Origin of the sequence: Muriicola sp. Z0-33 (assembly GCF_026126425.1) — a bacterium.
Lineage (GTDB): Bacteria > Bacteroidota > Bacteroidia > Flavobacteriales > Flavobacteriaceae > JAFMPW01.
Genome location: NZ_JAFMPW010000010.1, coordinates 40,604 through 65,213, shown reverse-complemented (window position 1 = coordinate 65,213; position 24,610 = coordinate 40,604). Strand labels below are relative to the sequence as shown.

23 protein-coding genes and 1 tRNA gene are annotated in these 24,610 nt (G+C 39.8%); 13 read left to right on the top strand and 11 right to left on the bottom strand.

Going from position 1 to position 24,610, the window contains the following annotated elements:
* Nucleotides 1-38: 38 nt before the first annotated feature.
* The 3 genes from J1G40_RS13815 to J1G40_RS13805 all read left to right on the top strand — a co-directional run bounded on the left by J1G40_RS13815 (nt 39) and on the right by J1G40_RS13805 (nt 2,496).
* On the top strand, nt 39-1,007 hold the full coding sequence (locus J1G40_RS13815) for a TolB family protein (RefSeq protein WP_265243238.1): 969 nt from the start codon (nt 39-41) through the stop codon (nt 1,005-1,007).
* On the top strand, nt 1,000-1,680 hold the full coding sequence (locus tag J1G40_RS13810; protein WP_265243237.1) for a hypothetical protein: 681 nt from the start codon (nt 1,000-1,002) through the stop codon (nt 1,678-1,680). The genes J1G40_RS13815 and J1G40_RS13810 overlap by 8 nt, the downstream gene beginning before the upstream one ends.
* A 156-nt stretch (nt 1,681-1,836) precedes the next feature.
* Nucleotides 1,837-2,496, top strand: a complete 660-nt coding sequence (locus tag J1G40_RS13805) for a hypothetical protein (RefSeq protein WP_265243236.1) — start codon at nt 1,837-1,839, stop codon at nt 2,494-2,496.
* Between the two features lie 58 nt (nt 2,497-2,554).
* On the opposite strand, the gene J1G40_RS13800 is transcribed toward J1G40_RS13805, so the two are convergent.
* A complete protein-coding gene (locus J1G40_RS13800; RefSeq protein ID WP_265243235.1) occupies nt 2,555-3,583 on the bottom strand; it encodes a zinc-dependent alcohol dehydrogenase family protein in 1,029 nt (342 codons plus the stop codon).
* 212 nt (nt 3,584-3,795) lie between these two features.
* Between J1G40_RS13800 and J1G40_RS13795 the strand changes: the two genes are divergently transcribed.
* Both J1G40_RS13795 and J1G40_RS13790 read left to right on the top strand, forming a co-directional pair.
* The gene (locus tag J1G40_RS13795) at nt 3,796-4,593 is read left to right on the top strand and encodes a DUF6090 family protein (protein WP_265243234.1); all 798 of its coding nucleotides are present in this window, start codon (nt 3,796-3,798) and stop codon (nt 4,591-4,593) included.
* Nucleotides 4,594-5,276: 683 nt separating this feature from the next.
* Nucleotides 5,277-7,061, top strand: coding sequence for a tetratricopeptide repeat protein (locus J1G40_RS13790; protein WP_265243233.1), 1,785 nt, complete (start codon nt 5,277-5,279; stop codon nt 7,059-7,061).
* A gap of 180 nt (nt 7,062-7,241) precedes the next feature.
* Here J1G40_RS13790 and J1G40_RS13785 read toward each other — a convergent pair whose 3' ends face one another.
* The 3 genes from J1G40_RS13785 to J1G40_RS13775 are packed head-to-tail and all read right to left on the bottom strand — an operon-like array spanning nt 7,242 to nt 10,694.
* The gene (locus J1G40_RS13785; protein ID WP_265243232.1) at nt 7,242-7,868 is read right to left on the bottom strand and encodes a response regulator transcription factor; all 627 of its coding nucleotides are present in this window, start codon (nt 7,866-7,868) and stop codon (nt 7,242-7,244) included.
* Entirely contained in the window at nt 7,865-9,799 is a 1,935-nt protein-coding gene (locus tag J1G40_RS13780; RefSeq protein ID WP_265243231.1) for a tetratricopeptide repeat protein, read from the bottom strand. The genes J1G40_RS13785 and J1G40_RS13780 overlap by 4 nt, the downstream gene beginning before the upstream one ends.
* Before the next feature lie 58 nt (nt 9,800-9,857).
* Nucleotides 9,858-10,694, bottom strand: coding sequence for a hypothetical protein (locus J1G40_RS13775; protein ID WP_265243230.1), 837 nt, complete (start codon nt 10,692-10,694; stop codon nt 9,858-9,860).
* A gap of 131 nt (nt 10,695-10,825) precedes the next feature.
* Here J1G40_RS13775 and J1G40_RS13770 point away from each other — a divergent pair, with 131 nt between their 5' ends.
* On the top strand, nt 10,826-11,425 hold the full coding sequence (locus J1G40_RS13770) for a hypothetical protein (RefSeq protein ID WP_265243229.1): 600 nt from the start codon (nt 10,826-10,828) through the stop codon (nt 11,423-11,425).
* Nucleotides 11,426-11,898: 473 nt separating this feature from the next.
* Here J1G40_RS13770 and J1G40_RS13765 read toward each other — a convergent pair.
* Nucleotides 11,899-11,974 (bottom strand) — tRNA-Lys (locus J1G40_RS13765).
* Between the two features lie 167 nt (nt 11,975-12,141).
* Here J1G40_RS13765 and J1G40_RS13760 point away from each other — a divergent pair.
* Nucleotides 12,142-12,657, top strand: a complete 516-nt coding sequence (locus J1G40_RS13760; RefSeq protein WP_265243228.1) for a shikimate kinase — start codon at nt 12,142-12,144, stop codon at nt 12,655-12,657.
* On the opposite strand, the gene J1G40_RS13755 is transcribed toward J1G40_RS13760, so the two are convergent.
* Nucleotides 12,649-13,146 (bottom strand): phosphoribosyltransferase domain-containing protein, encoded by a 498-nt coding sequence (locus J1G40_RS13755; protein ID WP_265243227.1) that lies wholly within the window; start codon nt 13,144-13,146, stop codon nt 12,649-12,651. The genes J1G40_RS13760 and J1G40_RS13755 overlap by 9 nt on opposite strands.
* 99 nt (nt 13,147-13,245) lie before the next feature.
* Entirely contained in the window at nt 13,246-13,650 is a 405-nt protein-coding gene (locus J1G40_RS13750) for an RNA-binding S4 domain-containing protein (protein ID WP_265243226.1), read from the bottom strand.
* Between the two features lie 84 nt (nt 13,651-13,734).
* On the opposite strand from J1G40_RS13750, the gene J1G40_RS13745 reads away from it, so the two are divergent.
* The gene (locus J1G40_RS13745; protein ID WP_265243225.1) at nt 13,735-14,700 is read left to right on the top strand and encodes an FKBP-type peptidyl-prolyl cis-trans isomerase; all 966 of its coding nucleotides are present in this window, start codon (nt 13,735-13,737) and stop codon (nt 14,698-14,700) included.
* 74 nt (nt 14,701-14,774) lie between these two features.
* Here J1G40_RS13745 and J1G40_RS13740 read toward each other — a convergent pair whose 3' ends face one another.
* From J1G40_RS13740 to J1G40_RS13730, 3 genes are read right to left on the bottom strand one after another with little or no spacing between them, the layout of a single operon-like run.
* On the bottom strand, nt 14,775-15,362 hold the full coding sequence (locus J1G40_RS13740; protein WP_265243224.1) for a porin family protein: 588 nt from the start codon (nt 15,360-15,362) through the stop codon (nt 14,775-14,777).
* A gap of 54 nt (nt 15,363-15,416) precedes the next feature.
* Complete coding sequence (locus J1G40_RS13735; protein ID WP_265243223.1) at nt 15,417-16,373, bottom strand: transketolase family protein; 957 nt, start codon at nt 16,371-16,373, stop codon at nt 15,417-15,419.
* A gap of 21 nt (nt 16,374-16,394) precedes the next feature.
* Entirely contained in the window at nt 16,395-17,240 is an 846-nt protein-coding gene (locus J1G40_RS13730) for a transketolase (protein WP_265243222.1), read from the bottom strand.
* 192 nt (nt 17,241-17,432) lie between these two features.
* Between J1G40_RS13730 and tgt the strand changes: the two genes are divergently transcribed.
* From tgt to J1G40_RS13705, 5 genes are all read left to right on the top strand, one after another.
* Nucleotides 17,433-18,563 carry a tRNA guanosine(34) transglycosylase Tgt gene (tgt, locus tag J1G40_RS13725; protein ID WP_265243221.1) on the top strand — a complete coding sequence of 377 codons (1,131 nt, stop codon included), beginning with the start codon at nt 17,433-17,435 and terminating at the stop codon, nt 18,561-18,563.
* A gap of 2 nt (nt 18,564-18,565) precedes the next feature.
* Nucleotides 18,566-19,645 (top strand): LptF/LptG family permease, encoded by a 1,080-nt coding sequence (locus tag J1G40_RS13720; RefSeq protein WP_265243220.1) that lies wholly within the window; start codon nt 18,566-18,568, stop codon nt 19,643-19,645.
* 159 nt (nt 19,646-19,804) lie between these two features.
* Nucleotides 19,805-20,758 carry an acetyl-CoA carboxylase carboxyltransferase subunit alpha gene (locus tag J1G40_RS13715; protein ID WP_265243219.1) on the top strand — a complete coding sequence of 318 codons (954 nt, stop codon included), beginning with the start codon at nt 19,805-19,807 and terminating at the stop codon, nt 20,756-20,758.
* Nucleotides 20,759-20,925: 167 nt separating this feature from the next.
* A complete protein-coding gene (dnaB, locus tag J1G40_RS13710) occupies nt 20,926-22,482 on the top strand; it encodes a replicative DNA helicase (protein WP_265243218.1) in 1,557 nt (518 codons plus the stop codon).
* A gap of 25 nt (nt 22,483-22,507) precedes the next feature.
* Nucleotides 22,508-23,776, top strand: coding sequence for an asparagine synthetase B (locus J1G40_RS13705; RefSeq protein WP_265243331.1), 1,269 nt, complete (start codon nt 22,508-22,510; stop codon nt 23,774-23,776).
* On the opposite strand, the gene J1G40_RS13700 is transcribed toward J1G40_RS13705, so the two are convergent.
* Nucleotides 23,773-24,576, bottom strand: coding sequence for an HAD family hydrolase (locus J1G40_RS13700; protein WP_265243217.1), 804 nt, complete (start codon nt 24,574-24,576; stop codon nt 23,773-23,775). The two genes, J1G40_RS13705 and J1G40_RS13700, sit on opposite strands and share 4 nt — an antisense overlap.
* Between the last annotated feature and the right edge of the window lie 34 nt (nt 24,577-24,610).

Sequence of the window (24,610 nt, the reverse complement as noted above, 5' to 3'; positions counted from 1 at the left end):
AGTTTACGAAAGGGCAATAAAATCTAAATATTAAACATATGAAACATCGAATTTTAATTCAATCACTGATTATTTCAATTTTAATCTTTTCATGCAAGCAAAAGAATGATAATGCCTCTGATGTACCTATAGAGCAAATTGAAGAATATTCTTCAAATGATAAGTCCACAGCTGAAGATTCAGAAGTAAAAAAGAACGATTTCCCGGAATTGGGACCAGATTTTTCTCCAGAGGGATCAAGGATTGCTTACTATTCCTATATAGATAGTGAATGGAGTACATCTAGAATTTATCTCATCAACACCGATGGTACCAATAAAAAGGAACTTACCACTAACGATACCATCGGCTTTCATACAGAACCTGTATGGTCTCCTGACGGTGGCCGAATTGGATATACCAGTTTTCTTGAAGAAGGTGCCAGAATGATGAGTATAGATAGTGACGGAACTAACTTGAAACAATTGACTACTGTTACCGAAAACGGGTTCCATATGTTTTCTGCGTGGGACCTGACTGGAGAAGGGTATTACTTTTTTCATTGGCCGTTTGGTGAGGATTTTAAGCCCGATGCCTACTATACCAATGGCGATAACATAACAAGACTAACTACTGATGGGATAACCAACCGCCCGCAGTTAGCAGCAGATGGAACTTTGTTTATAAGCAAAATCGTTGATTTGGAGAACAATGTATATTCTAAGCATATCCTGGACAAAAAGACAAAAAAAGTAACCGATGTTCCTGAACTGGAAGGATGGTTTATAAGTCGGGATCAGGTGCTAAAACAGAAAGACCATGATCAGGGCACTACTTTTATCCTTGAGGATCTCAACGGAACCGATTTGAAAGAAGTTGGGACGGTTTCCCACAAATCCCTGATGTTTGCCAAAATAGATCCAAATAGGCAGTTTGTGGCATATAATACCTCATTCGATGATGGGGCTGAAATCTATCTTTTAGATATCAATTCTGGTAAAAACATTAAACTGACTAAAAATGATTAAAAAAACATACGGATCAATTTTAAGTATAGCCTGCCTTCTAGTATTGTTTTTTGCAGGACATATGCCCGTTTTGGCACAAGATGGTGTAATAGAACTGACTATATCTAAAGGGAATAATTTATTGGCAAGGATAACAGTACCTGAGGGGTTTTCCAAAGACAAAGCTTATCCGGTGGTATTGGGACCCGGACTGGATGGGGGAGATCTGAAAGCGGGTTGCCGTTATTTTGGTTCTAACAAAAAAAGGCACGGCTGGATATTGGTTGAAAGTTTGGTGCATATGGAAAAGCGCAGTGCGGTAAAGGTGCTGTTAGATTATTTGGAAGAAAACTACGCTACCAGCGGAATATATATTTTAGGGTTTTCTGCCAATAGTATCGATGCCTTTCAAATTGCCGAACAATACAAGGATCGTTTTGCAGGTGTTATAGGAATGCCAGGAAATCCAGGCGCAATAGAACAGAAACTTAATAAATATTCGAACACCAAAATTTTAATGATTGCAGGAGAACGGGATACTTACTGGAAGAACAGGGCAGTAAAAGCAAAGAAAAAACTGGATGCATCCAGGGTTTGGAATAATTTGATCATTGTCCCCAATGGGGGACATATCCTGGACGAATATGCCGGTGCTCCATTGTTTAAAGCTATGAATGCCCTTTTGGATAAATAATCTATGAGCTTTTTCCTCTTTTATTACATATCTGAAAGGGAAATAGCCGTAGCCCATATATAAAAATAACGCTTTGTCACTATTATAACCTTTCATCACTATTGATTTTAATAGGGTTTTAGGAAGAGATAATATTGAAGTCTAAAAATAACAAACATGAAAAAAATTATATTTCTACTTGCACTGGGATTAATCAGTGCAGTTTCCCTGACCAGCTTTGATGCTGTACATAATGAAAGCGTATATCAATTTAAGGCTTTCAATGGTATCCGATTTGAATATGGACTATTGCTCCCGAAAGACTATGATAGTGCCAAGGAATATGAAATTGTGGCTGTGCTGTGCGAAGTACATAATGGAGATAATGCCTGGGAGAGTACCATGAAACAACTAGGTTCAATAGATCTTAACAGAACCATTTTAATTGTACCCAAGGTGCCCATTGGTGAGGAAAGCTGGGGGACGCATCCTATTCATCATGCTTTCAATGACCTTCTAAAATCGGTAAGAAAATCTCATGGGCAAGCAAATCAAAAATTTCACCTTCTTGGTTTTGAAGCTGGCCATGAAGTAGCCTTTTGGTGGACATATGGTTCTTCGGAGCTTATTAGCTCTACCTCTATCATTAATGGACATCTTTGGAAAGAAAAGAGATGGGATAAAAAGTGGTATGATAACCTGATGAAATCTAAAGTACCGATATACGCATATGAGGATCATAAACCGTCAAAATTTGATATGTCTAAGATACATTTCAATACCTCAGCTTCTTTAGTCAAAGTCATTAAGGAAATCGAGGTTAGGAGCAAACAATAGGAGCGATAATAACTAAATTGTTGCTGCCCGAATAAAAGCCTTTCAGCTTTCGTTAGTCTCAATGTATTTGCAAGACTTTTGCTCCTCTGATATGCTGATCTTTCAATGCTACAAGGACCTTATTTGCTTCTTCCAAGGGATATATTTTTATTTCCGGTTTTATTGAGGCTGCTGCAGCAAGTTCCAAAAATTCGGCTACGTCTTTGCGGGTTACATTGGCAACCGACTTAATTTCCTTTTCCATCCAAAGGTGGTTTTTGTAAGATAAGTTGCCGAGATAGTCTTTATCAGCGTTTTCTTTCCTGATGGCATTGATGACCAACCTGCCTCCTTTTTCTAAGTTGGCAAGTGCTTCCACAATGGGTTTCCAGGCAGGAGTGGTATCAATTATTGCTCTCAGTTTTTCCGGGGAAGCGGCAGAGGTGTCTCCTGCCCAGAACGCACCCAGTTCTAATGCAAATTGCCGTTCCTCCGCTTTTCTTGCGAAGACAAAGACCCTGGTATTGGGATAGCGATGTCTGACCATTTTTAACACCAGGTGTGCAGAGGCCCCAAAACCGGTCAGTCCGAGAGCATCTCCATCAGCTATTTGTGCAATTTGTATTGAACGGTAACCGATGGCTCCTGCGCATAGTAAGGGAGCTGCTTCGAAATCGCTAAAAAAATCCGGAATCTTAATGGCATATTTTTCCGGGGCCGTCATATATTCAGCATAACCGCCGTTTACGTCTTTTCCTGTGGCCTTGAAATCTTCACAGAGGTTTTCATTTCCTTCCAGGCAAAATTTACAGCTGCCACAGGCCTGGAATATCCAGGAAACACCCACCCGATCGCCTGGCCTGAATTTTGAAGCCTCAGGACCTGCTTTCGCGACGGTACCAACAACCTGATGCCCTGGAACCACTGGAAGTGTTATTGGATCAATTCTTCCCTCAATTTCATCCAGTTCGGTATGGCAAACACCGCAAACCGAAATTTTTATCAATATTTCGTCATTTTTAGGTACAGGTATAGGGATATCACTCAATACCAGGGGCGTATCATTTTCCTTTAACAGGGAAACTTCATTAAGGAGCATGGCTTTCATTATAGGGCATTTTAAAGAATAGTGGCCATAAATGTAATTGAACGGGATAGGATGGTAAATGATGTTGGTCATTATTTGCCTAAGCCAAAATTTAATTTTATTTAATTGTAATAGAGATCAAAAACATAAAGTGGCCGGAAAAGCAAATTTGTGCATATCAATGTCTTATAAATCAATTAATTCTGTAAATTAACAGGAGCAACAACCGACTAATGCTCAAATTCTTTAGACAAATACGTAAACAAAACTTAACTAAGAATCGAATCAGTAAGTACCTGTTTTATGCGGTTGGGGAGATTGTGCTGGTGGTAGTGGGCATACTAATTGCATTGCAAATCAATAACTGGAACCAGCAAAGGGAAGAGAAGCAAGCTGTTAGAAGATATCTGTCTGGCTTAATTGAGGATCTTACCGATGACTTAGCACAGTATAACAGAAGAGGTGATCATGCTGCTTTTAAATTTCACTCAGCTCAGCATCTCTTGCTGTTGGCGGGGGAAACTCCTGTTAAATTGCACGCGGGTGAATTTGTGAAACCCCTGACAAATAACAACATACTCTGGAATAAATCGCTGCCTGATCAGGTAGATCGTAATTTTATGGCTACTGCTTTTTTATGGACAGTAAGAGACGTTTATCCTGTTATAAGCAGATCAACCATCAATGAAATGACCGCTGCAGGTTCTTTTTCATATTTGAGCAACAAACCCTTAAAAGACGCTATAACCGATTATTATAATGAATTGGAATGGCGTTTCAGTCAAATAGGTAAAGCCAAAACAGCTGAAACCATTCAAGAATGGCAATGGTCTCTGGCTAAAAGTGGGGTGCTGGTCCAGGATATATCCGGCATTGAGAACCCCTTAAGCCTCATATCTAATAATAGCGAACGCATTGGTCATTTACGTATACTTATCCGGGGAGCCTGGTTTCGGGCAGAAAGTTTGGATCTGATGCGAAAAAATGCTCAGGATCTTATTCAGATGATTGAAGTTGAACTTAAGGAATAGCATGTTTCTAATTAGATTAGATTAAACCAATTAACTTTTTAGGAGAAAATCCCTTCAAAATTGTTTAATACTCACTACCCACAGATTAATGTTTACTTAATTGCTAATTGCTAATTGCTAATTGCTAATTGCTAATTGCTAATTGCTAATTGTTCATTGTTTCAGCTGGGGTTGGCTCGCTGGCACTCGCCTGACCCGGGCCGAGTGAATAGGAAATGTCCGGTGGACATTTACCGCGAGGAGCCAGCCGGCGAGCAGCCTAGTTTCAGGTAACTGAATTTCGTCGGCACTATTGGTAAACGCCTTATATTACTATATTGCCAGTAGTTGGCCTATTAACATTGACCTGTCTACATCATCCAGAGTGCTATCTTTGTGCTAAATTTTATTCCTAAATAGGTGTATATTCTATAAAAACAATCCGATCAACTTTCAGACATTCTTCAACAGCTATAAAAAGATCGGGTTTAATAATTCTATAAAAATGCCATAAGATTAAGCTTTTAAATGGAGGTATTCACTATAGATGCATCTTTTTGATTGTATTAATAAAATTATTAAATTTAAGAGTATGAGCTCTGAGATTATTCCTTTAAACGTCTTGTGTTAAGTTTGAAGAGATTCTATAAACCCTGAATATAAGAGTGATAGCTTAACCTACAATATTGAAGACCAACTGAATCATGAATTGGAAGCAATATTGGGAAGAACTAAAACGTCGCCATGTTGTTAAAACTGGTATTGCATATCTAGTTGTAGCCTGGCTGCTTATCCAGGTGCTATCCATCCTTTTACCTGTTTTTAAAGCTCCTGAATGGATCATGCAATTGGCGGTGATTGCAATGGCTGTTGGTTTTCCAATCTGGCTTATAGTGGCCTGGGTTTATGATTTTTCCTGGAAGGGCATTCAGAAAACTGAAGATGTGCCATTTGACCCAGTTATTTCCCGTAAAAAGAGCACCGGCCTAAACAGAGTGATCATAGGAGGCTTGTCCATCGCCATTGTAATATTGTTAGTGAATACTGTACGTCTGAGTAGCAAGGTAGATAACATGGAAGACGAGTTCCTTGGGATGGAGTTTGCAAACTCGCTCGCGATACTTCCCTTTCAGGACCTAAGTCCCAAAAAAAACCAGCGATACTTTACGGATGGGTTGGTACGAAGTATCTATGATCGATTGGCTCAAGCCAAAGACTTAAAACTCATTAGCCCCACTTCTTCTTTTCAGTATCGTAATAAAAATTTAAGCATCGTAGACATTGCCAAAGAATTAGGCGTCCGTTATATCCTTGAGGGTAGTGTACAATTGTTTGATGAGCACTATCGTGCGAGTATTAATCTGGTAGATACACAAGATGAGTCCACTATCTGGTCCAAGATATTTGAAGACAGGCTGGAAAATGTATTGAGAACTTATGATGAGGTATCGGAAAGGATTGGGGACTATCTTAATATTACTTTAGTAAATAAGGCCGTTCGCCAAAGAAAGGTAGACCCTGAGGCCTACTTGTTATACCTCCGGGCTAATGATACCCTTCTTTATTTTAACAAAGAAGTTGCCATTGTAGCAGATTCGCTTATTAGAGCCTCCATACGGATTGACCCCACTTATTCTCTTTCGCAGGCAACCCTTAGCATGACCACTTTACACAAAGGACTATATCACATGGAATATGAATTTGAAGAGGCAGTGGGCATTGGACTAAGAGCAGCTCGCAAGGCAATAGAGCTAGATCCTGAACATTACTATGGATATACTTGGTTGTCTAACTGGCAGTGGCACACCAAAGACGGTATGGGTTCGTTAAAAACATTAGATAAGGCTTTAGAATTATCTCCTAATAATGCAGATGTATTTATTTATGCTGCATTTAATGCCGCTCGTCAGAATCGTATTCAGGATTGTTTGGAGTACAGTGAAAAATCAGTTGCACTTGATCCAAAGAATTGGGATCCTTATGTATGGATTTTGTTCTCAAATTTTATGTTGGGAGATCTCGATAGGGCGGAATGGGCTTTGAATATGGCATATGATGTTGACGATATTTTTTTTCACGGTGATGCCGGACGTTTGTATTATTTGAGAGGTGAGTTTGAGAAGGCTTTAAAGTTATCGGCTAAAACGCCTGTCGATCATTTTCGGTTATTTAATCAATCCCTTATATATACTGCCCAAGCAGATTTCGTTAAATCCGATAGTACCATAGCTTTATTAAAAGAATTACCCAATGATGAAAATTTGGGCCTAAGCACACCGTTTTATCTGGCAATTTTATATGCACAACGTAAGGAGAACGATCTTGCATTTGAGTATCTGAATCAGGCCTATGGGCATATCAAAATCTATCTTGAGTATTTTTTTACAAATCCTGAATTTAGAAATCTATATGATGATCCCCGCTGGGATGATTTTATTGATAAATTAAGTGAAGAGTTTAATTTCGATTTTTTGCACCAAAGTCAATAAATCATATATAAAATGAATCCCTTCTTCAAAAATTGAAAAGGTCTTATGACCTTATATCCAAATGATTGTATATCACTTTTAAGCCCATGAAAGTTCACTTAGTCGGCAGGTAGTGGTAGGGCAAACAGGAATACCCGGAGTAATATTTACCCTTATTACCTTGAAATATAATTGCTGTTTTCAGTTATCAAGAAATCTTGAAGCCATTCTAACCAGAGCGAAGTTACTTTTAGTACCCAGTTTTTTATGAATGTTCTTTCTATGAGTATCAATGGTAAACTTACTTAAGTTTAGGGCATTCGCCATTTGCTGACTTGTTTTACCAAGAACCAGCAATTCCAGAATTTGTCGTTCCCTTCGGGTTAGTTTTATTTGTGAATTGGAAGGGGAGTTCGATGACCAACTTTGGTATATATTTTTAAACTTGTCGCTGAAATAAAAATTACCCTTGGCTACTTCGTGAATAGCCCGGACCAGTTCTTCTTTTTCAGCATTTTTGACCAGATAACCTTTCGCACCGGCATCCAACATATCTATCACATCTTCTTCCTGATCTAACATGCTTAGTGCAAGGATACCAATTGAGGGAAATTTTTTTCTGAAATGCTTTGTAAGAGATATACCGTCGAGAATCGGCATACGAATATCAGTTAAGATAATGTTCGGATTGTGTGTCTCCATCAATTCCAATAATTCCAGTCCATTACCCGCCGTAGCAATGATCTCAATCCCTATTTCTTTGGTCAAAATAGACACTAAACCATCCACAAAGAGTTTATGGTCATCCACAAGGATTACTCTAATCATATAGGGACATTTATTATAACCGTGCTACCATCGCTGGGGGTGGAATCAACGGTATATGTTCCATTAATTTTTTGAAGTCGATTACCTATGTTGATAAAACCCTGACCTTTATTTACTCGCCCAGTGTCAAATCCAATACCGTCATCTTCATATACTACTACCAGACTGTCATTGTCTTCTGAAAACTGAATGCTTACGTTTTGGGCATTAGCATGTTTGATGGTGTTGGTCAGGAGTTCCTGCATTATACGAAATAGCTGCAATTCAATATAATCCTTAATGTTTCTGTGCAGATCTATATTAATTACCTCAATATTTAACTTATTGGTCGACTTTAACTGGTCTGCCACTTTGTTGACTGCGGGGATCAACCCTTTATCAATGGCGGCAGAGGCATTTTTTTGTAGTGCTATATTTCTTAAATCAGTGTATGATTCATCCAGGAGTCCTTTGATTTTAGTATGAACAGTTTTGTTAGTAGTTTTTATATCAGCGACAAATAATTTAAGGGCTGCTAGTTTGGCACCCAGACTGTCATGAAGATCTTCAGCTATCCTCTGTCGCTCCTTTTCCTGTCCTTCAATCATACTGTCAATGCCTACCAGTTCAATTTCGTTAAGCAGGGATTTCACTTTTTGGCTTTCCAACTCTTGTTTTTGTTCTGCGATAATCCGCCTTTTCTTTGAATTTTTCAGAATAGAAAAAGCGATGATCAGTGAAACAGCTAAAAATCCCAGTGAGGCATATAATAAATTCCTGTTCTGTTTCCTTTTAAAGTCGGTCTGTAGATTAGTATTCTGCAGGGAAAGAATCTCTTTCTCTTTCTTTTCTGTTTCATACTTAGTTGATATTTCTGCGATGGTCTTTTGATAGGTTACCTCGGCAAGGCTGTCGCTGATGGCGTTTTTTCTCTCTGCATAAATCAGGGCCTGCTTATAATTACCAAGAGCTTTGTAAGCATCCGATAAATTATTATAAATAGTACTGGCATTGGTTCCCTGCCCAAAATCTATAGCGTTAAGAAAATAAGGAATGGCTTTTCTGGGTTCGCCTTTGTTGAGTAGCAGATACCCAAGGTTATTGTAGAGAGTTCCTATGCCATCGCTATTTCCCGTCTCTAGTTTAATCTCCAGGCCTTTGGTTAAATACGATTCTGATAAATCCGGGTCCGTTTCAAGGTACATGTTTCCCAGGTTGTTATATATCCTTGCTAGTGCAAATTTGTCATTCCTTGAACTTGCCAGTTGCTCTGCTTCCAAAAAATATTTTTTGGCAGTTTCTGTATCGCCCAGTTTAACATATTGCCCTGCAAGGTTGGGCAAGGTCACGGCTTTATATGGAATCATTTGGTACTGATCAAATATGGTAAGGGCTGCTTTGCCGTATGAAATAGATTTCTGAGTATCTCCAAGTTCCCCAAAGGCAGAGGCTATATTGTTGTAGCATTTACCCATATTTATGCTGTCTCCCACAGATTCGAAGTATTTAACCCCCTCGATCAGGGTTTCAAGCGCTTCTTTATATTCACCTTTTCTAAGTTGAGTGGCTCCAAAACTAACCATGACCGCCGAGGCTTTGGCTGGTAACTCTATTTTTTGCAATAATTCTACCGATCTTTTAAAGTAGCTTGTAGCAGAATCTAATTGATTCTGGTAGAAATAAGACCTGCCAATCTGGTTGGCTGCTTCGGCCTTCAGAGAGTCAGTGCCTGTTTCCCATACCTCCATGGCAAACTGCCTGCTTTTATCAATATCCTGCCTTTCAAATAATTTCGACAAATGAATCTTTATGCTGTTAGACTCGTCTCGTTGATCTGTGAGCTCTAGCAGCTTGAGCAGACTATCTGTTACCTGTTCATTTTGAGCGGAGACAATCACTGAAGTCAGCAAGCATAGGAGGGTGGTGTAGATCTTCAGATAAGTGGTTGTCATAGAACTAAATGTACAAAAAATTACAGCCGGTTCTCAGGGCTTGTCCGTGGCTTTATCATTAATTAGTGCAACTAGAACAACTCTTGCACGACGAGGCTACCTCCGTTTCCAGTTTTTGAGAATAGCTCAATATTTCATCGTAAAAAGATTGTGTATTAGCTGCCCTATAAATTCTTGATTTCAAACTTTTAAGATAGCTATCGCTTAGGCAACCTATAGAATAGATATGGTTCATTGCGTAATCTATGGTTTCGTCCATCCAGTCCCATGGATAGTTTTCGTGGGCACCAAGCATAAGGCTATTTACTAATTTGCCAAGACCAAGCAATGCATGGCAATTAATGGCTCCGGTAGCTGGGGCGCTTCCCTGTCCAAAAACGTAATTGATACGCTGGCCGGCAATTGTTATATAAAAAGCAGTGTAATCGGATACTTTTTTTGGGTCGTATTGAAAGGTGTAGGTGTTTGAAAGCTGGGCCGGGGACCAGTCGAACACACCAGAACTAGCGCCAGAGGTTCCTTTAAGGCCTATATTTCCGTTGTACTTGTAGTCCGGGAATCCTTCAACGCTACGCACGTTGTTGGCCGCCCCGGCATCGGCAATACCCCATTTATAACCACAAGGTGTCTGACAGCTGATACACATCAGTGTTACATTAAAACTTTCTCCGGGTTGCAGGGTACTGAGATCTTTAGAGAATGTCCATTTAATATCATAGGAACCCACACAACCTCCGCGGTAGGTACGATTAAAAATGGCTTGCCCACCGTTCTGATTGGCGGAAACTTCTATAAATGGTTCACTTTTTCTTTCATGTACAATATCCAGTAAGCTGATAGTTTGGCTTAAGATAAATCCGGGTAGGAGTAGAATGATAAATGCTAATTTTTTCATAAGGATGAGAATTAATCTTAGGTTATTTATCAAACCTAGAAAGTTATTAAGCTGTATCATATACCTAATAGTAGGTATTTCCATGAATCTATTTATGAGGTAGTTTGCTATGAATTTTAAAAATACGGAAGATGAAAAATTGGAAATTCTTTATGGTGTTGATATTGCCAGTGGCATTTTTAAATTGCGATGAACTAAAAGAAGCCCTTGAGGAAGAAGTTGAGGTGACTACTTCATATACACATCGTTTAAGTTTCTCTGTCCTCCCCGATTCAGAACCAGCACAACAGTTTGAAACTTTCATCAATGTGGGTAGTTTTGACCTCCTTGCCAACCCGGATGTAACTAATTTAATAGGCAACCCTGAACGTATCAAGGAAATTGAGATCTTGGGTGTACGGTACGAACTGAAAAATTTTATTGGCAATGTAGACGCCAATATTGACAATCCCTTATTCTATCTGGCTACAGAATCACCAGGTGGTCCACCGGATCTGGTTTTTCTCGGTACCAATGCCAATATTGCGGAGGCAGACTTTTTCGGTACTTTGTTTACCGTTTCAGGAAATTTCAATGGTGCCAGCCAGAGACTAAATCAATCCAGCAGGAAAATTTTTGATTATGTGATAAGTGGAATTGTTGATTATGTGCCGGCTACTTTTGATATTGAGACCACCTTTACTTTCAGACTAAAATTAGAAATAGACCCTGATGAATTTGCTGTAGAGTAGGACATTTACCGCGAGGAGCCACCTTGCTCTGCCATAGTGGCTACGCGAAGGCGAGGCCGGCGGGTGGGCCAATCTGCAAATGCAAAACCCATGCAACCTTTGGTTGCTGGTTTTTGTTTTTCAGAAAACCTCAAGCAAGCTTTAATTCAGCTCCCATTGCTAATTGCTAATTGCTAATTGTTCATTGTTTCAGCTGGGGTTGGCTCGTTGGCACTCGCCTGACCCAGCCGTCCCGAAGTGCAAACCTGCCTACCGGGAGGCAGGCGCAAAATATCCCCTCACAATTGTTAATTGCTAATTGTTCATTGATAATTGATACTGCTGGGGTTAACTCGCGATGCTCCTTGGACCCAGCGATCTCAAGGTCAAAACCAACCCAGATTCGCTTTGCTCATGGAATACAGTCGCTTTGAAAAAACAAAAGCGAGCATTTGTTTTTGCTCGCTTTGTATTCCTGAACTGTGTCGGTCCTCTGGTGACCTGGCTGGGGCTCGAACCCAGGACCCTCTCCTTAAAAGGGAGATGCTCTACCAACTGAGCTACCAGGTCATAATTTCAATAATTGTGATCTTTTTATTCCAAAGCAATGCCTGAGGTATTGCTTAGGAGCGTGCAAATATACTATCAATTCTTAATTTTTCAAGTGCATTTATGGATAAATTTATCTTTTCTTTGAATTCCTTGATTTTTAATTCATTTTTACCAAAATTTCAGAAATGAGGATAGTGCTTATAGGCTATATGGGATCAGGTAAATCAACAATTGGAAAGTTGTTGGCCGAGAAATTGGAATTAGATTTCAACGATCTGGATAACTATATAGAAAATAAGTCGGGTACTACGATTCCCGATATATTTAAGGAGAAAGGGGAGATATACTTCAGGAAAATAGAGCATGAATACCTCAACGAAATCCTGGAAAATGAAAGTCGGTTAGTCCTGGCAACCGGCGGTGGCACTCCTTGTTATAGTGGAAATATGCATGCTATGCTGGAAAGGTCTAATGCAGTGATTTATCTAAAGATGAGTATCCCCCGGCTCATAGACAGACTCTCTAAAGAAAAAGATGAAAGGCCTTTAATTGCGCATCTGGAAGATAAAGAATTACCAGAATTTATTGGGAAACACCTGTTCGAAAGGAGCCCCTTTTATGCTATGGCAGAGCATACCATTTTGTGTGATGATAAGCGTCCGGCTGAAATAGTATCGGAAATACAGCGTCTCTTAGTCTAGATAAACGGCGTCGTTCTTAGCTTTAAATTCCACATGAATATGCTCCTGTAAAGAGGTACTCAGGGAAATTCCTTTGTAATCTGCCTTGACAGGATATTTCTTGTGATTTCTGTTCACCAGTACTGCTGTCTTAAGTTGTTTTAGAGGCGTTCTCAAAAAATGATGTACCCCATATATCAGTGTGGTGCCGGAATTTAGTACATCATCTACCAGGACCACGGATCTGTCTTTGTATTCCTCCTCGGTCAGGGAAGTAGATACCCCGCTTTTTAACGGATCTCGTTTATTCATCATCACTTTGCAAAGTACAATATTGGCCTGTGTTATTTTTTGTAATACGGATCGGATTTTTTTGGCAAATTCCAGGCCGCCTCCATCAATGCCAGCAATAACTATCTGTTTCTCATCTACATTGGCCTCATAGATCTGATAGGCTATCCTCCTTACTTTGTGCTGAATCTGTTGGTGCGATAATATCTTGTTCTCCATGTCGGCGTAAAATTTCCACTCAAAGATAAAGAAACTGTTTATATGGCAGTGGGGGTATAATATACTTTATGAAATTTGGATATGCTTGCCATTGGGAGCCTAGGCATCGTTTGCACCTGAGTTTTCCTCCGAATCTTCAGGATCTTCAAGATAGTCCTCAATATCTCTCCTGTCCTTTTTTGTAGGTCTGCCCGTACCTTTCTTCCTGTAATACTCCTTGCTGTATTTTTGCATTTCCTGCTGTTCAAATGCAGCTGCCGGGGTAGTGTCTTTTCTATAAATAGCAACCAATTTAGCGCTTACCCTGCTTTTAGGGATGTCCAAAACAGTGAGTTCATAGTTGATTTGGTTTTTTCGGACCTTTATGGTATCCATGGGGTACACTTCCCGAGAAGGTTTAACCACCTGGCCGTTAACCTGAACATGCCCTTTTTTACAGGCTTCAGTGCCCATATTCCGGGTTTTAAAATAGCGGGTACTCCATAAGTATTTGTCAATGCGCATCAGACAATACAAATCTTTGTTAAGGTATTCCACAAAAATAGGGGAAAATTGTATCTTGCGGGCTTTAAAAGAAAAGCTGTGTTAATGAACAGGATTTTAATTGTAGTAGGTGTTTTAATTTTCTTCGCTTCTTGTAAAAAGGACGATAATTCGGACATTGAAATTGTCCCGCCAAGGACTTTGAGTGAAGTAGCTGTTGAAGATGATGCCGAAATCAGAGCATATTTAGAGACCCATTTCTATAATTATGACGAATTTGATAATCCACCCGCAGGTTTTGATTTCAAAATTGTTCTGGATACCATAGAGGGGTCCAATGCAGACAAGACACCGCTAATAGATATGGTGGAGTCTTCTGTGATTTCAGTATCATCTGATGAATTTGCGCTTACTGATGAAGAAACCGTTAGCCATACACTGTACTATTTAGTTGCCAGGGAAGGCGCAGGCGTATTTCCCACGGTAGCAGATTCTACTTTCGTCAGATATAAGGGATCACTATTGGATGGGTCAGTTTTTGATGGCTCTTTTGAAACACCAATTTGGTTCGACCTGGCCGCGTTGCAAGGACCATTGCAAGGAGCCCGGGGTTTTAGTGAGGCCATGCCGAATTTTAAAACCGGGGGTAATATTATAGATAATGGGGATGGTACCTTTACTGTTGAAGAATACGGGGTAGGTTTAATGTTTTTACCATCAGGTCTTGGATTTTTCAATACCGCCCAAACGGGTATTGAGGCATACACTCCCTTGATTTTTAGTATTGATTTATTTACTTATAACGAGGCCGATCATGATAATGATGGGGTGCCTTCTATACAGGAAGATGTAAATGGTGATGGTTATTTGTATAATGATAATACAGACGCCCAGGCCGAAGAGGATGCGGGGATAACGTTGAGGTTCTCAGACTTTCTGGATCAGGACGATGATCAGGATGGTACCTTAACCAGAGATGAAATTTCGGATGAAGATGGTAATATTATTTTTCCATACCCTGATGACGACGGTGATGGTACACCTAACTATTTAGATCCGAACGTTTCCTGAATGCAGGGAAGTGAAATAAAATAGAAAAACCTGATAGCCAGCTATCAGGTTTTTTAGTATTGTGTAGTAATGGTTTACAATTTTACAGACAATCCCAGAATAAGTTGATCTGGTCTTGTATCTATTCTGCTGTCTCCCACGCTAGTGATGTTAGAATTAATGAACCGGGCTTCATTTTCACTAAACCCTCTTTCATAACGCAGATCTATTCCTATTTTACCAAGATTTACACCAGCTCCGATATGCAGACCAACGGTGAAATCATTATCTATCCTGTCTACTGAAATTCCATCAAAATCGCTATCCAGGATGTACTGAAATGCCGGGCCTGCGAAAACATGAAGAGGTCCAATTACCCTGGTGCCTACCAATACAGGGAGGTCTAATTTGCTCATGTCAAATTTATCTCCATCGTAATCCGATTTTGTTTTGGTGTAAATAAGTTCCGGTCTTAAGTAAAATCTGTTACCTAATTTTCCATAGACCCCAATGTGATATCCTACATTTCTGTCGGGGTTGTTCGCCGCGTCTTCGGCAGATTCAAAATAATCACCGTTGGCGTTGTAATTTAATCCGCCTTTAATGCCAAATCCAGGATCCTTTTGTGCAAATGCAGCTATGCTAATAATAGCAAAGGCCACCGTTAGAAGTGTTCTTCTCATAATGTGTTCGTTTTTTTGTTATGGCATAATGATATCAAAAACGATACCACTATTCTATGCCTTTCTTTTCAACACATTTAAAACGGCCTCTTCTATTGCTTTATTGTTTAATCCGTATTTATCCATCAACTGCTCTGGCGTACCACTTTCCCCAAAGGTATCCTGGGTAGCAACAAATGCCTGGGGAGTTGGATGCTGAGTGGTAAGTGTTCTTGCCACGCTTTCTCCTAATCCGCCCAGATAGTTATGTTCTTCCGCGGTCACCACGCAACCTGTTTTCTTAACCGACTTCAAAATGGCTTCTTCGTCTAATGGTTTTATGGTATGGATATTAATAACTTCAGCTGAAATACCTTGAGATTCCAGGTTTTCCGCAGCAATCAGGGATTGCCATACCAAATGCCCCGTGGCAATAATAGTTACATCGCTACCTTCATTAAGCATCAGGGCTTTGCCAATTTCAAATTTCTGATCTACTGGTGTAAAGTTGGCTACTTTTGGCCTGCCAAATCTTAGATAGACCGGTCCTTCATGATCGGCAATGGCCAGGGTGGCGGCCTTCGTTTGGTTATAATCGCAAGGATTAATAACCGTCATGCCTGGTAACATTTTCATCAGGCCAATGTCTTCCAATATTTGGTGGGTAGCACCGTCTTCTCCCAGAGTAATTCCGGCATGGGAAGCGCATATTTTTACATTCTTACCCGAATAAGCAATAGATTGTCTGATCTGATCGTACACCCTGCCGGTAGAAAAATTGGCAAAGGTACCTGTAAACGGAATATATCCACCAATGGTTAATCCGGCAGCAATTCCCATCATATTTGCTTCTGCAATGCCTACTTGAAAGAAACGATCCGGATTTTCATCAATAAACTCCTGAATTTTTAGGGATCCCACCAAATCTGCACAAAGCGCCACTACTTTAGGATTGTTTCTTCCCAGTTCGGTCATTGCGGCACCATAGCCACTTCTGGTATCATTTTTACCTTGATCTGTATATTTTGTCATTGTGTTCAAATAAAGTATTGATTAATAATCCCCAAGTGTCTCCGGGTTTTGTGCCAGTGCAGTTGCCAATTGTTCATCGTTAGGGGCTTTGCCATGCCAGGCATGGGTGTACATCATAAAATCTACACCATTACCCATAACAGTGTCCATTATCACACATACAGGTTTGCCGTTACCTGCAAGGCTTTTGGCTTTATTAAGGCCCGCAATAACCTCCTCAAGATTATTGCCATTTTTTATTTCCATGACTTCCCATCCAAAAGCTTCGAATTTTTTTCGCAAATCTCCCATGGGAAGAACGTCTTTTGTAGCTCCGTCTATTTGTTGCCCGTTATGATCTACAGTGGCTATAAGATTATCCACATTATTACCAGCGGCAAACATTATAGCTTCCCAGTTCTGACCCTCTTGTAATTCGCCATCTCCATGCAGGCTATACACTAAATGATCATCTCCGTTTAACTTCTTGGCGAGAGCTGCACCTACAGCGACGGACATTCCCTGACCCAATGATCCTGACGCAATACGTACCCCTGGTAAACCTTCATGAGTTGTAGGATGCCCCTGAAGCCTGGAGTTGATTAAACGAAAAGTGTTTAATTCATCAACGGGGAAATATCCCTTCCTGGCCAGCACACTATAGTATACGGGTGAGATATGACCATTGGAGAGGAAAAACAGGTCTTCTTCTTTCCCGTCCATGTCAAAACCTTCTTTGAGATTCATAATTTCGTTGTAGAGTGCTACAAAAAATTCTGTACAGCCCAATGATCCTCCGGGATGTCCTGAATTTACTTTGTGCACCATTCGCACAATGTCTCGTCTGACCTGCACTACCAAATCTTGTAATTCTTGCAATTGCGGCATTTTTATGTTTTTAATAAAGCCAAAAATAGCTGCATTCTTTTGGCTGTACAACTGGAGTTATTACATTTTATTAACCGGGGATTTAAGTGTACGATTTAGGATTGAATGCAACCTTATAAAAATGGAACTTTATTTTTTTCTTAAGGAGGTACTAGGTCAGGGATGTTTATATTTGCCACTGGAAAAACAGTTTTGAAATTCAACCTATTACATACAGATCCCAATACCAAAGCAAGAGCCGGGACAATAGAAACAGATCATGGTAGTATAGCTACTCCCATCTTTATGCCTGTGGGCACCGTAGCTTCCGTTAAAGGAGTGCATCAGAGAGAACTGCGGGAAGAAATTGATCCGGACATAATTCTGGGAAACACCTATCATTTGTATTTAAGGCCTTCTATAGACATTTTGGAGAAAGCGGGTGGCCTGCACAAGTTTATGGGGTGGGATAGGAATATCCTGACAGATAGTGGAGGTTACCAGGTGTATTCACTATCAGCAAACAGGAAGATTAAGGAAGAAGGGGTTAAATTTAAATCGCATATTGATGGATCTCTGCATGTATTTACACCAGAGAATGTGATGGAAATTCAACGGAAGATCGGGGCGGATATTATTATGGCCTTTGATGAATGTACACCTTATCCATGTGATTACCAATATGCTAAGAGATCGATGCATATGACACATCGGTGGTTAGACCGGTGCATAGATCATCTAAAAAAAACACCCTTATCCTATGCTCATGATCAGGCTTTTTTTCCAATAGTTCAGGGGTCAACTTATAAAGACCTGAGAATTCAATCGGCAGAATATATTGCCAATGCCGGTGCCGTAGGGAATGCTATTGGAGGATTATCTGTGGGGGAACCGGCGGAAGAGATGTATGCAATGTCTGAAGTGGTTTGCGATATCCTGCCCGAAGACAAACCAAGATATCTTATGGGGGTGGGTACCCCTATTAATATTCTGGAGAATATTGCACTGGGCATAGATATGTTCGATTGTGTGATGCCTACCCGTAATGCAAGAAATGGGATGCTCTTCACCGCTCATGGAACCATCAATATCAAAAATAGAAAGTGGGCAGACGATTTTTCCGCGCTTGACGAGATGGGAACTACCTTTGTGGATACCGAATATTCCAAGGCGTATTTACGACATTTATTTGCGGCAAATGAGTATTTGGGCAAACAAATTGCCACCATACACAACTTAGGTTTCTATCTTTGGTTGGTAAGAGAAGCAAGAAAACGCATTATTGCAGGTGATTTTGGGGAATGGAAAACCAAAATGGTCCGGCAAATGGATAAAAGACTTTAGCAGTGCAAATTATAGATTGGTATATACTTAAGCGTTACCTTCTGACTTTTGGTCTGATGCTATTGCTGTTTGTCCCAATTGGCATTATGCTGAATTTATCTGAGCAAATTGGCAAAATGATAGACAATGAAGCGCCGCTAAATGAAATATTGATCTATTACGGGAACTTCACCATATATATCGGGAATTTACTTTTCCCTATTTTTCTTTTTCTATCCATTCTCTTCTTCACGTCTAAGTTGGCCAATAATACAGAAATCATTGCTATTCTGAGCTCGGGAGTTTCTTTTGGTCGTTTTTTACGTCCTTATTGGATAGGTGCCACAGTTATCGCAATTATCATGTTTATTATGACCATGTTTGTGGTCCCTAATGCAAGTAAAGGATACAATGAATTTAAGTTCAAGTATCTAAAAAGAGGCAAACAAGACAGGGTAACCAGCAATATCTTTAATCAGTTAAATGAAAACGATTTTATCTATGTGAGTAGTTTTGATCCTGCTCGTAAGATTGGGTATAATTTTACTTTTGAGCATTTTAATGAAGAAAATAAGCTGGAGTATAAAATCTCTGCCGCCAATATCAGATGGGTACCCAAAGATACGCTCTACAGATTAACTTCATACATTAAAAGAAAAGTAAGGGAAGAAGGAGAAATTGTGGAGTCCAAACGCCGTTTAGACACACTTTTTACCTTCAACATAGAAGATCTTACCCCGGTTTCTTACATAGCAGAAACCAAGAATCTTTTTGAATTAAACAAGTTTATTGATACCCAGAGGAGGAAAGGTGCTTCTAATATTAATGCCTATATCTTAACAAAATATAAACGCTGGGCTTTACCTATAACCGCCTTTATACTTACCGTTATTGGGGTGGCAGTTTCATCTATTAAACGACGGGGAGGAATGGGAGTGAATCTGGCATTTGGAATAGGGGTGGCATTTATATATATCTTCTTTGACCGGGTCTTTGGCACCCTTGCGGAACAGTCTGGCTTTTCTCCGCTATTGGCCGTAGTGATTCCGAATTTACTCTTTGGTTTATTGGGCTTTTATCTGTTGCAGCAGACCAAGCGGTAACACATAGACTTATCCGGGGTGCATCGTTTAGCTCTTTAAGTTGTAATAAAGCATTTTATAAGATTAAGGAAATAGATTCACTGAGGTTCGTTATAATATTTTATATTTGTCTGCTAATAGTTCCGCTGCTGGGGCAGTGGATAAAAACCCTACGAATTCATGGAATATTTGGATTTTGAACTTCCCATTAAGGAATTGGAAGAGCAGCTAGAAAAGTGCCAGATCATTGGTGAAGAGAGCGAAGTAGATGTTACCGAGACCTGTAAACAGATAGAATTAAAACTGGCCGAAACCCGTAAGGATATATATAAGAATCTTACGGCCTGGCAACGGGTACAGCTTTCAAGACATCCAAACAGACCATATACCTTAGACTATATAAAAGCCATTTGCGGCGATACTTTTCTGGAACTTCACGGAGATCGCAATGTGAAGGATGACAAAGCCATGATTGGCGGTTTGGGAAAGATTGGAGATCAGAGTTATATGTTTATTGGTCAACAGAAAGGTTACAATACCAAAACCAGGCAGTATAGAAATTTTGGAATGGCCAATCCGGAGGGATATAGGAAGGCACTGAGGCTTATGCGATCTGCAGAAAAGTTCGGAATTCCTGTGGTATGCCTTATAGATACTCCCGGTGCTTATCCTGGTATTGAAGCCGAAGAAAGAGGTCAGGGAGAAGCCATTGCACGCAATATTTTAGAAATGACTCGTCTTAAGGTACCTATTATTGTTGTAATCATAGGAGAAGGTGCTTCTGGTGGTGCTTTGGGAATTGGAGTAGGAGATAAAGTACTTATGTTAGAAAATACATGGTATTCTGTTATTTCTCCTGAATCTTGCTCTTCTATCCTTTGGAGAAGCTGGGAGTATAAAGAACAGGCCGCTGATGCCCTCAAGCTCACCGCCACCGATATGAAAAAATTAAAATTGATTGATGAGATTGTGCGGGAACCTGCAGGAGGAGCACATAGCAACAGAGATAAAACTTTTGAAATAGTTAAGAACAGAATTACTAAGAATTTTGAGGAATTAAAAAAGTTATCACCAAAAGATCTGGTAAAACAACGAATGGATAAATACGCTAATATGGGCGTATTCAACGGTTAAACTTCGATTTTATGAAGTTCATTAAAATCCAGAGATTCAAATCTCTGGATTTTTTTAGTTATGAACACAAATTCGTAACTTATGAACAGTCCAATTGTTAATCAATGGTGGATATCGCCAAGCCCAAATTAATGTTAACTCAAGGTTAATTGCATACTTTTACACAGATGGAAAAACCTAGCCCTATTGTAGGTCATAAAATTAGCAAGTCGTCCGTCATCAGCCTGGAGAAAGGAAAAATACCTCCACAAGCTGTTGATTTAGAGGAAGTTGTGCTTGGCGCAATGATGATTGATAAAAAGGGTGTGGATGAGGTAATAGATATATTGCATCCAGATGTGTTTTACAAAGATGCTCATAGGTATATTTACGAGGCAATCTTCAAATTGTTTGAAACTTCCGAACCAGTAGATTTATTAACCGTTTCGTCCCAATTAAAGAAAGACGCTCGCCTTGAGGCAGTTGGAGGTGATTTTTACCTCATAAAGTTGACCCAAAAAGTGGCTTCTTCTGCTCATATTGAGTTTCATGCCAGGATAATTCTTCAAAAATATATTCAAAGAAGTCTGATTAAAATATCGAGTGAGATAATCGAAGATGCTTATGATGATGGTACAGACGTATTTGACCTTTTAGACAATGCGGAAGCCAAACTTTATGACGTCACTCAGGGTAATTTAAAGCGTTCTGCGGAAACCGCTCAGAACCTTGTCATCCAGGCCAAAAAGAAAATTGAAGAGATTTCCAATAAAGAGGGCCTTAGTGGAATTCCATCAGGTTTTGACAAGGTAGACAAACTCACATCGGGCTGGCAGCCCAGTGATCTTATTATTATTGCAGCGCGTCCGGGAATGGGTAAAACCGCTTTAACGCTTTCTATGGCGCGTAACATGGCCGTTAATTCTAATATTCCTGTGGCATTCTTTTCTTTGGAAATGTCCTCTGTTCAATTAATTACGAGATTAATTTCTTCAGAAACAGGATTGTCTTCAGAAAAATTAAGAACTGGTCGCTTAGAAAAACACGAATGGGAGCAATTAAATGTCAAGGTGAAAGCACTTGAAAAGGCTCCGTTGTTTATAGACGATACTCCTTCCTTATCTATCTTCGATTTAAGGGCCAAAGCACGAAGATTGGCCTCTCAGCATAAGATAAAGCTTATTGTATTGGATTATTTACAATTAATGACGGCTGGGGGCAGTCAAAAAGGGGGGAACAGGGAACAGGAAATTTCTACAATTTCAAGAAACTTAAAGGCACTCGCTAAAGAACTTAGTGTTCCGGTGATTGCACTTTCTCAGTTATCACGGGCAGTTGAAACCAGAGGGGGTAGCAAACGCCCTATTCTTTCGGACCTTAGAGAATCTGGAGCCATAGAACAGGATGCCGATATTGTGTCTTTTATTTACCGACCCGAATACTATAAAATTGATGAATGGGACGATGAGGAACGTACACCAACCCAGGGCCAGGCAGAATTTATTGTTGCCAAACACAGAAATGGTGGTTTAGATAATATTAGGTTAAAGTTCATTGCTCAACTAGGTAAATTTGATAACTTGGATGACTTTGATTCACCATTTGAGTTTCAGTCTAAAATGAACGCTGATGGGGATAACCCGTTTATGACTAAAAATCTTCCTGATGCTGATGAGGCTTTCGGAAGCGCCATGAATGACAATCCCGATCTTGATCCGGACGATAATAATGAAGTACCTTTTTGAAACTAAAAACAGGACTTTGACACCAATGAGGTGGAATAAATTTTATCTTACATTTTTCATATTCCTTTTTTCATTTTCCTCTTTTGCTTCTTCTATCCTTATCCCAATGGATGCAGAAAGTCAGAAAGATCACCTTAAGGCTTATGGTATTACCTATTGGGTGCTTAGCAAGCAGCAAAAAGTGCAATGGTTGTTAAATTACCGGGGAGGTTCTTTTTTGTTACCAGATGGTGATGTTATAAGAAAAGAATGTCAGATCAGGGGGGTATCATATGAAGTAATATCAGATGCCCAGGCAATGGCAATATTAGATGGAATAAGTAGTCCGTCTCAAAATCAGGATGCTGTAATTTTAGAGAAAGCCCCCAAAATAGCAGTCTATACCCCTAAGGGGAATCAACCTTGGGACGATGCTGTTACTATGGTGCTCACTTATGCTGAAATCCCATATAGTACGGTCTATGACGAAGAAGTTTTGGATAATAAACTGGCACTTTACGACTGGCTGCATTTACACCACGAAGATTTTACAGGGCAGTATGGTAAATTTTATGGGGCATACCGGGCGGCACCCTGGTATATTGAAGGTAAAAAGGAGGCTGAAGCATTGGCTTCAAAACTAGGGTTCTCAAAAGTTTCAGAGGAAAAAAGAGCAGTTGCAGGCAAAATTCGTAATTATGTCATTGGCGGAGGGTTTATGTTTGCCATGTGCTCTGCTACAGATAGTTTTGATATTGCCCTGGCGGCAGATCAGGTAGATATATGCGAACCCATGTTCGATGGGGACCCTTCGGATGCCAACTACCAGAGTAAACTCAACTTTAGAAGAACTTTTGCGTTTACAAATTTTATCCTGGAGCGCAACCCTTTGAGATATGAATTTTCATCGATAGACATGACTACCAGGAGGAGTAATGTCCCTAAGGAATCCGATTATTTTTCCTTGATGGATTTTTCTGCTAAATGGGACCCGGTACCTACCATGTTATGTCAGAACCACACCGCCCTTGTAAAAGGTTTTATGGGGCAGACCACGGCTTTTGCACGAGATGAAATAAAGCCCACAGTAATGGTTTTAGGAGAGAATCGGATAAATAGTGAAGCAAGATATATTCACGGAATAAAAGGAAAAGGGTTTTTTACGTTTTATGGAGGCCATGATCCTGAGGATTACCAGCATAGGGTAGGGGATCCGAAAACAGAACTCGAATTGCATCCTAACTCTCCCGGGTATCGGTTAATACTAAACAATGTTTTATTTCCGGCTGCACGAAAGAAAAAGCAAAAAACTTAATTTTTGCTGGTCAAAAGTTTATCTAGCACCTTTTCTACTCCAAACTCATTGTTGCTATCTGTTCTGAAATTAGCAATTTTCAAAACATTGGCGTGCGAATTTGCCATAGCGAAACTAAATTCTGCCAGAGCCATCATCTCCAGGTCATTATTGTAATCTCCAAAAACCATAGTTTCCTCTGGTGTTATATTATACCGATCCTGAATTAGTTGTAAGGCAAAGCCTTTATGTGCATTTATATGCGAAAGATCTACCCAATTTTCTCCTGAGACCTTGACTTTTAAATCGCTTTCAAAATGACGAACTGCAGGATATATAAATTTCTCGGAATTTTCAGGGTGGTATACGGCAATTTTCATGACTTCCCCTTCATAAGTATTTAAATCGTCTACTAATTCAAATTCTGTATAATACTCCTTTAATTGTTCAATAAAATCTGAGGAATCAGTACGTAATAAAGCCCTGTTTTTAGTACACAATACCGGATGTATCCCTGATAAATGATCCAAAACACTCAGGATTTTGCCTTTAAAGTCCGGTTCCAAAGGTGTAGAGACCAGTTCAATACCGTTCTCTACTGCAAACCCACCATTCTCTGCAATGATGATGATATCTTCTTTTATAGGTTGTAATTTGTCTGCAATGCTGCTGTACTGTCTGCCGCTTGCAGCTGCAAAGAGAACATTGTGTTCTTTTAGTTGATGAAACAGCTTAAAAAAATGGCTGCTGACCTTATGATCAGAATTTAATAAAGTGCCGTCCATATCTGTCACCACCAATTTTATACCCGAAAAATCCATCAGTTGCTTTTAGTTCATCGCAAAGGTATTTTTT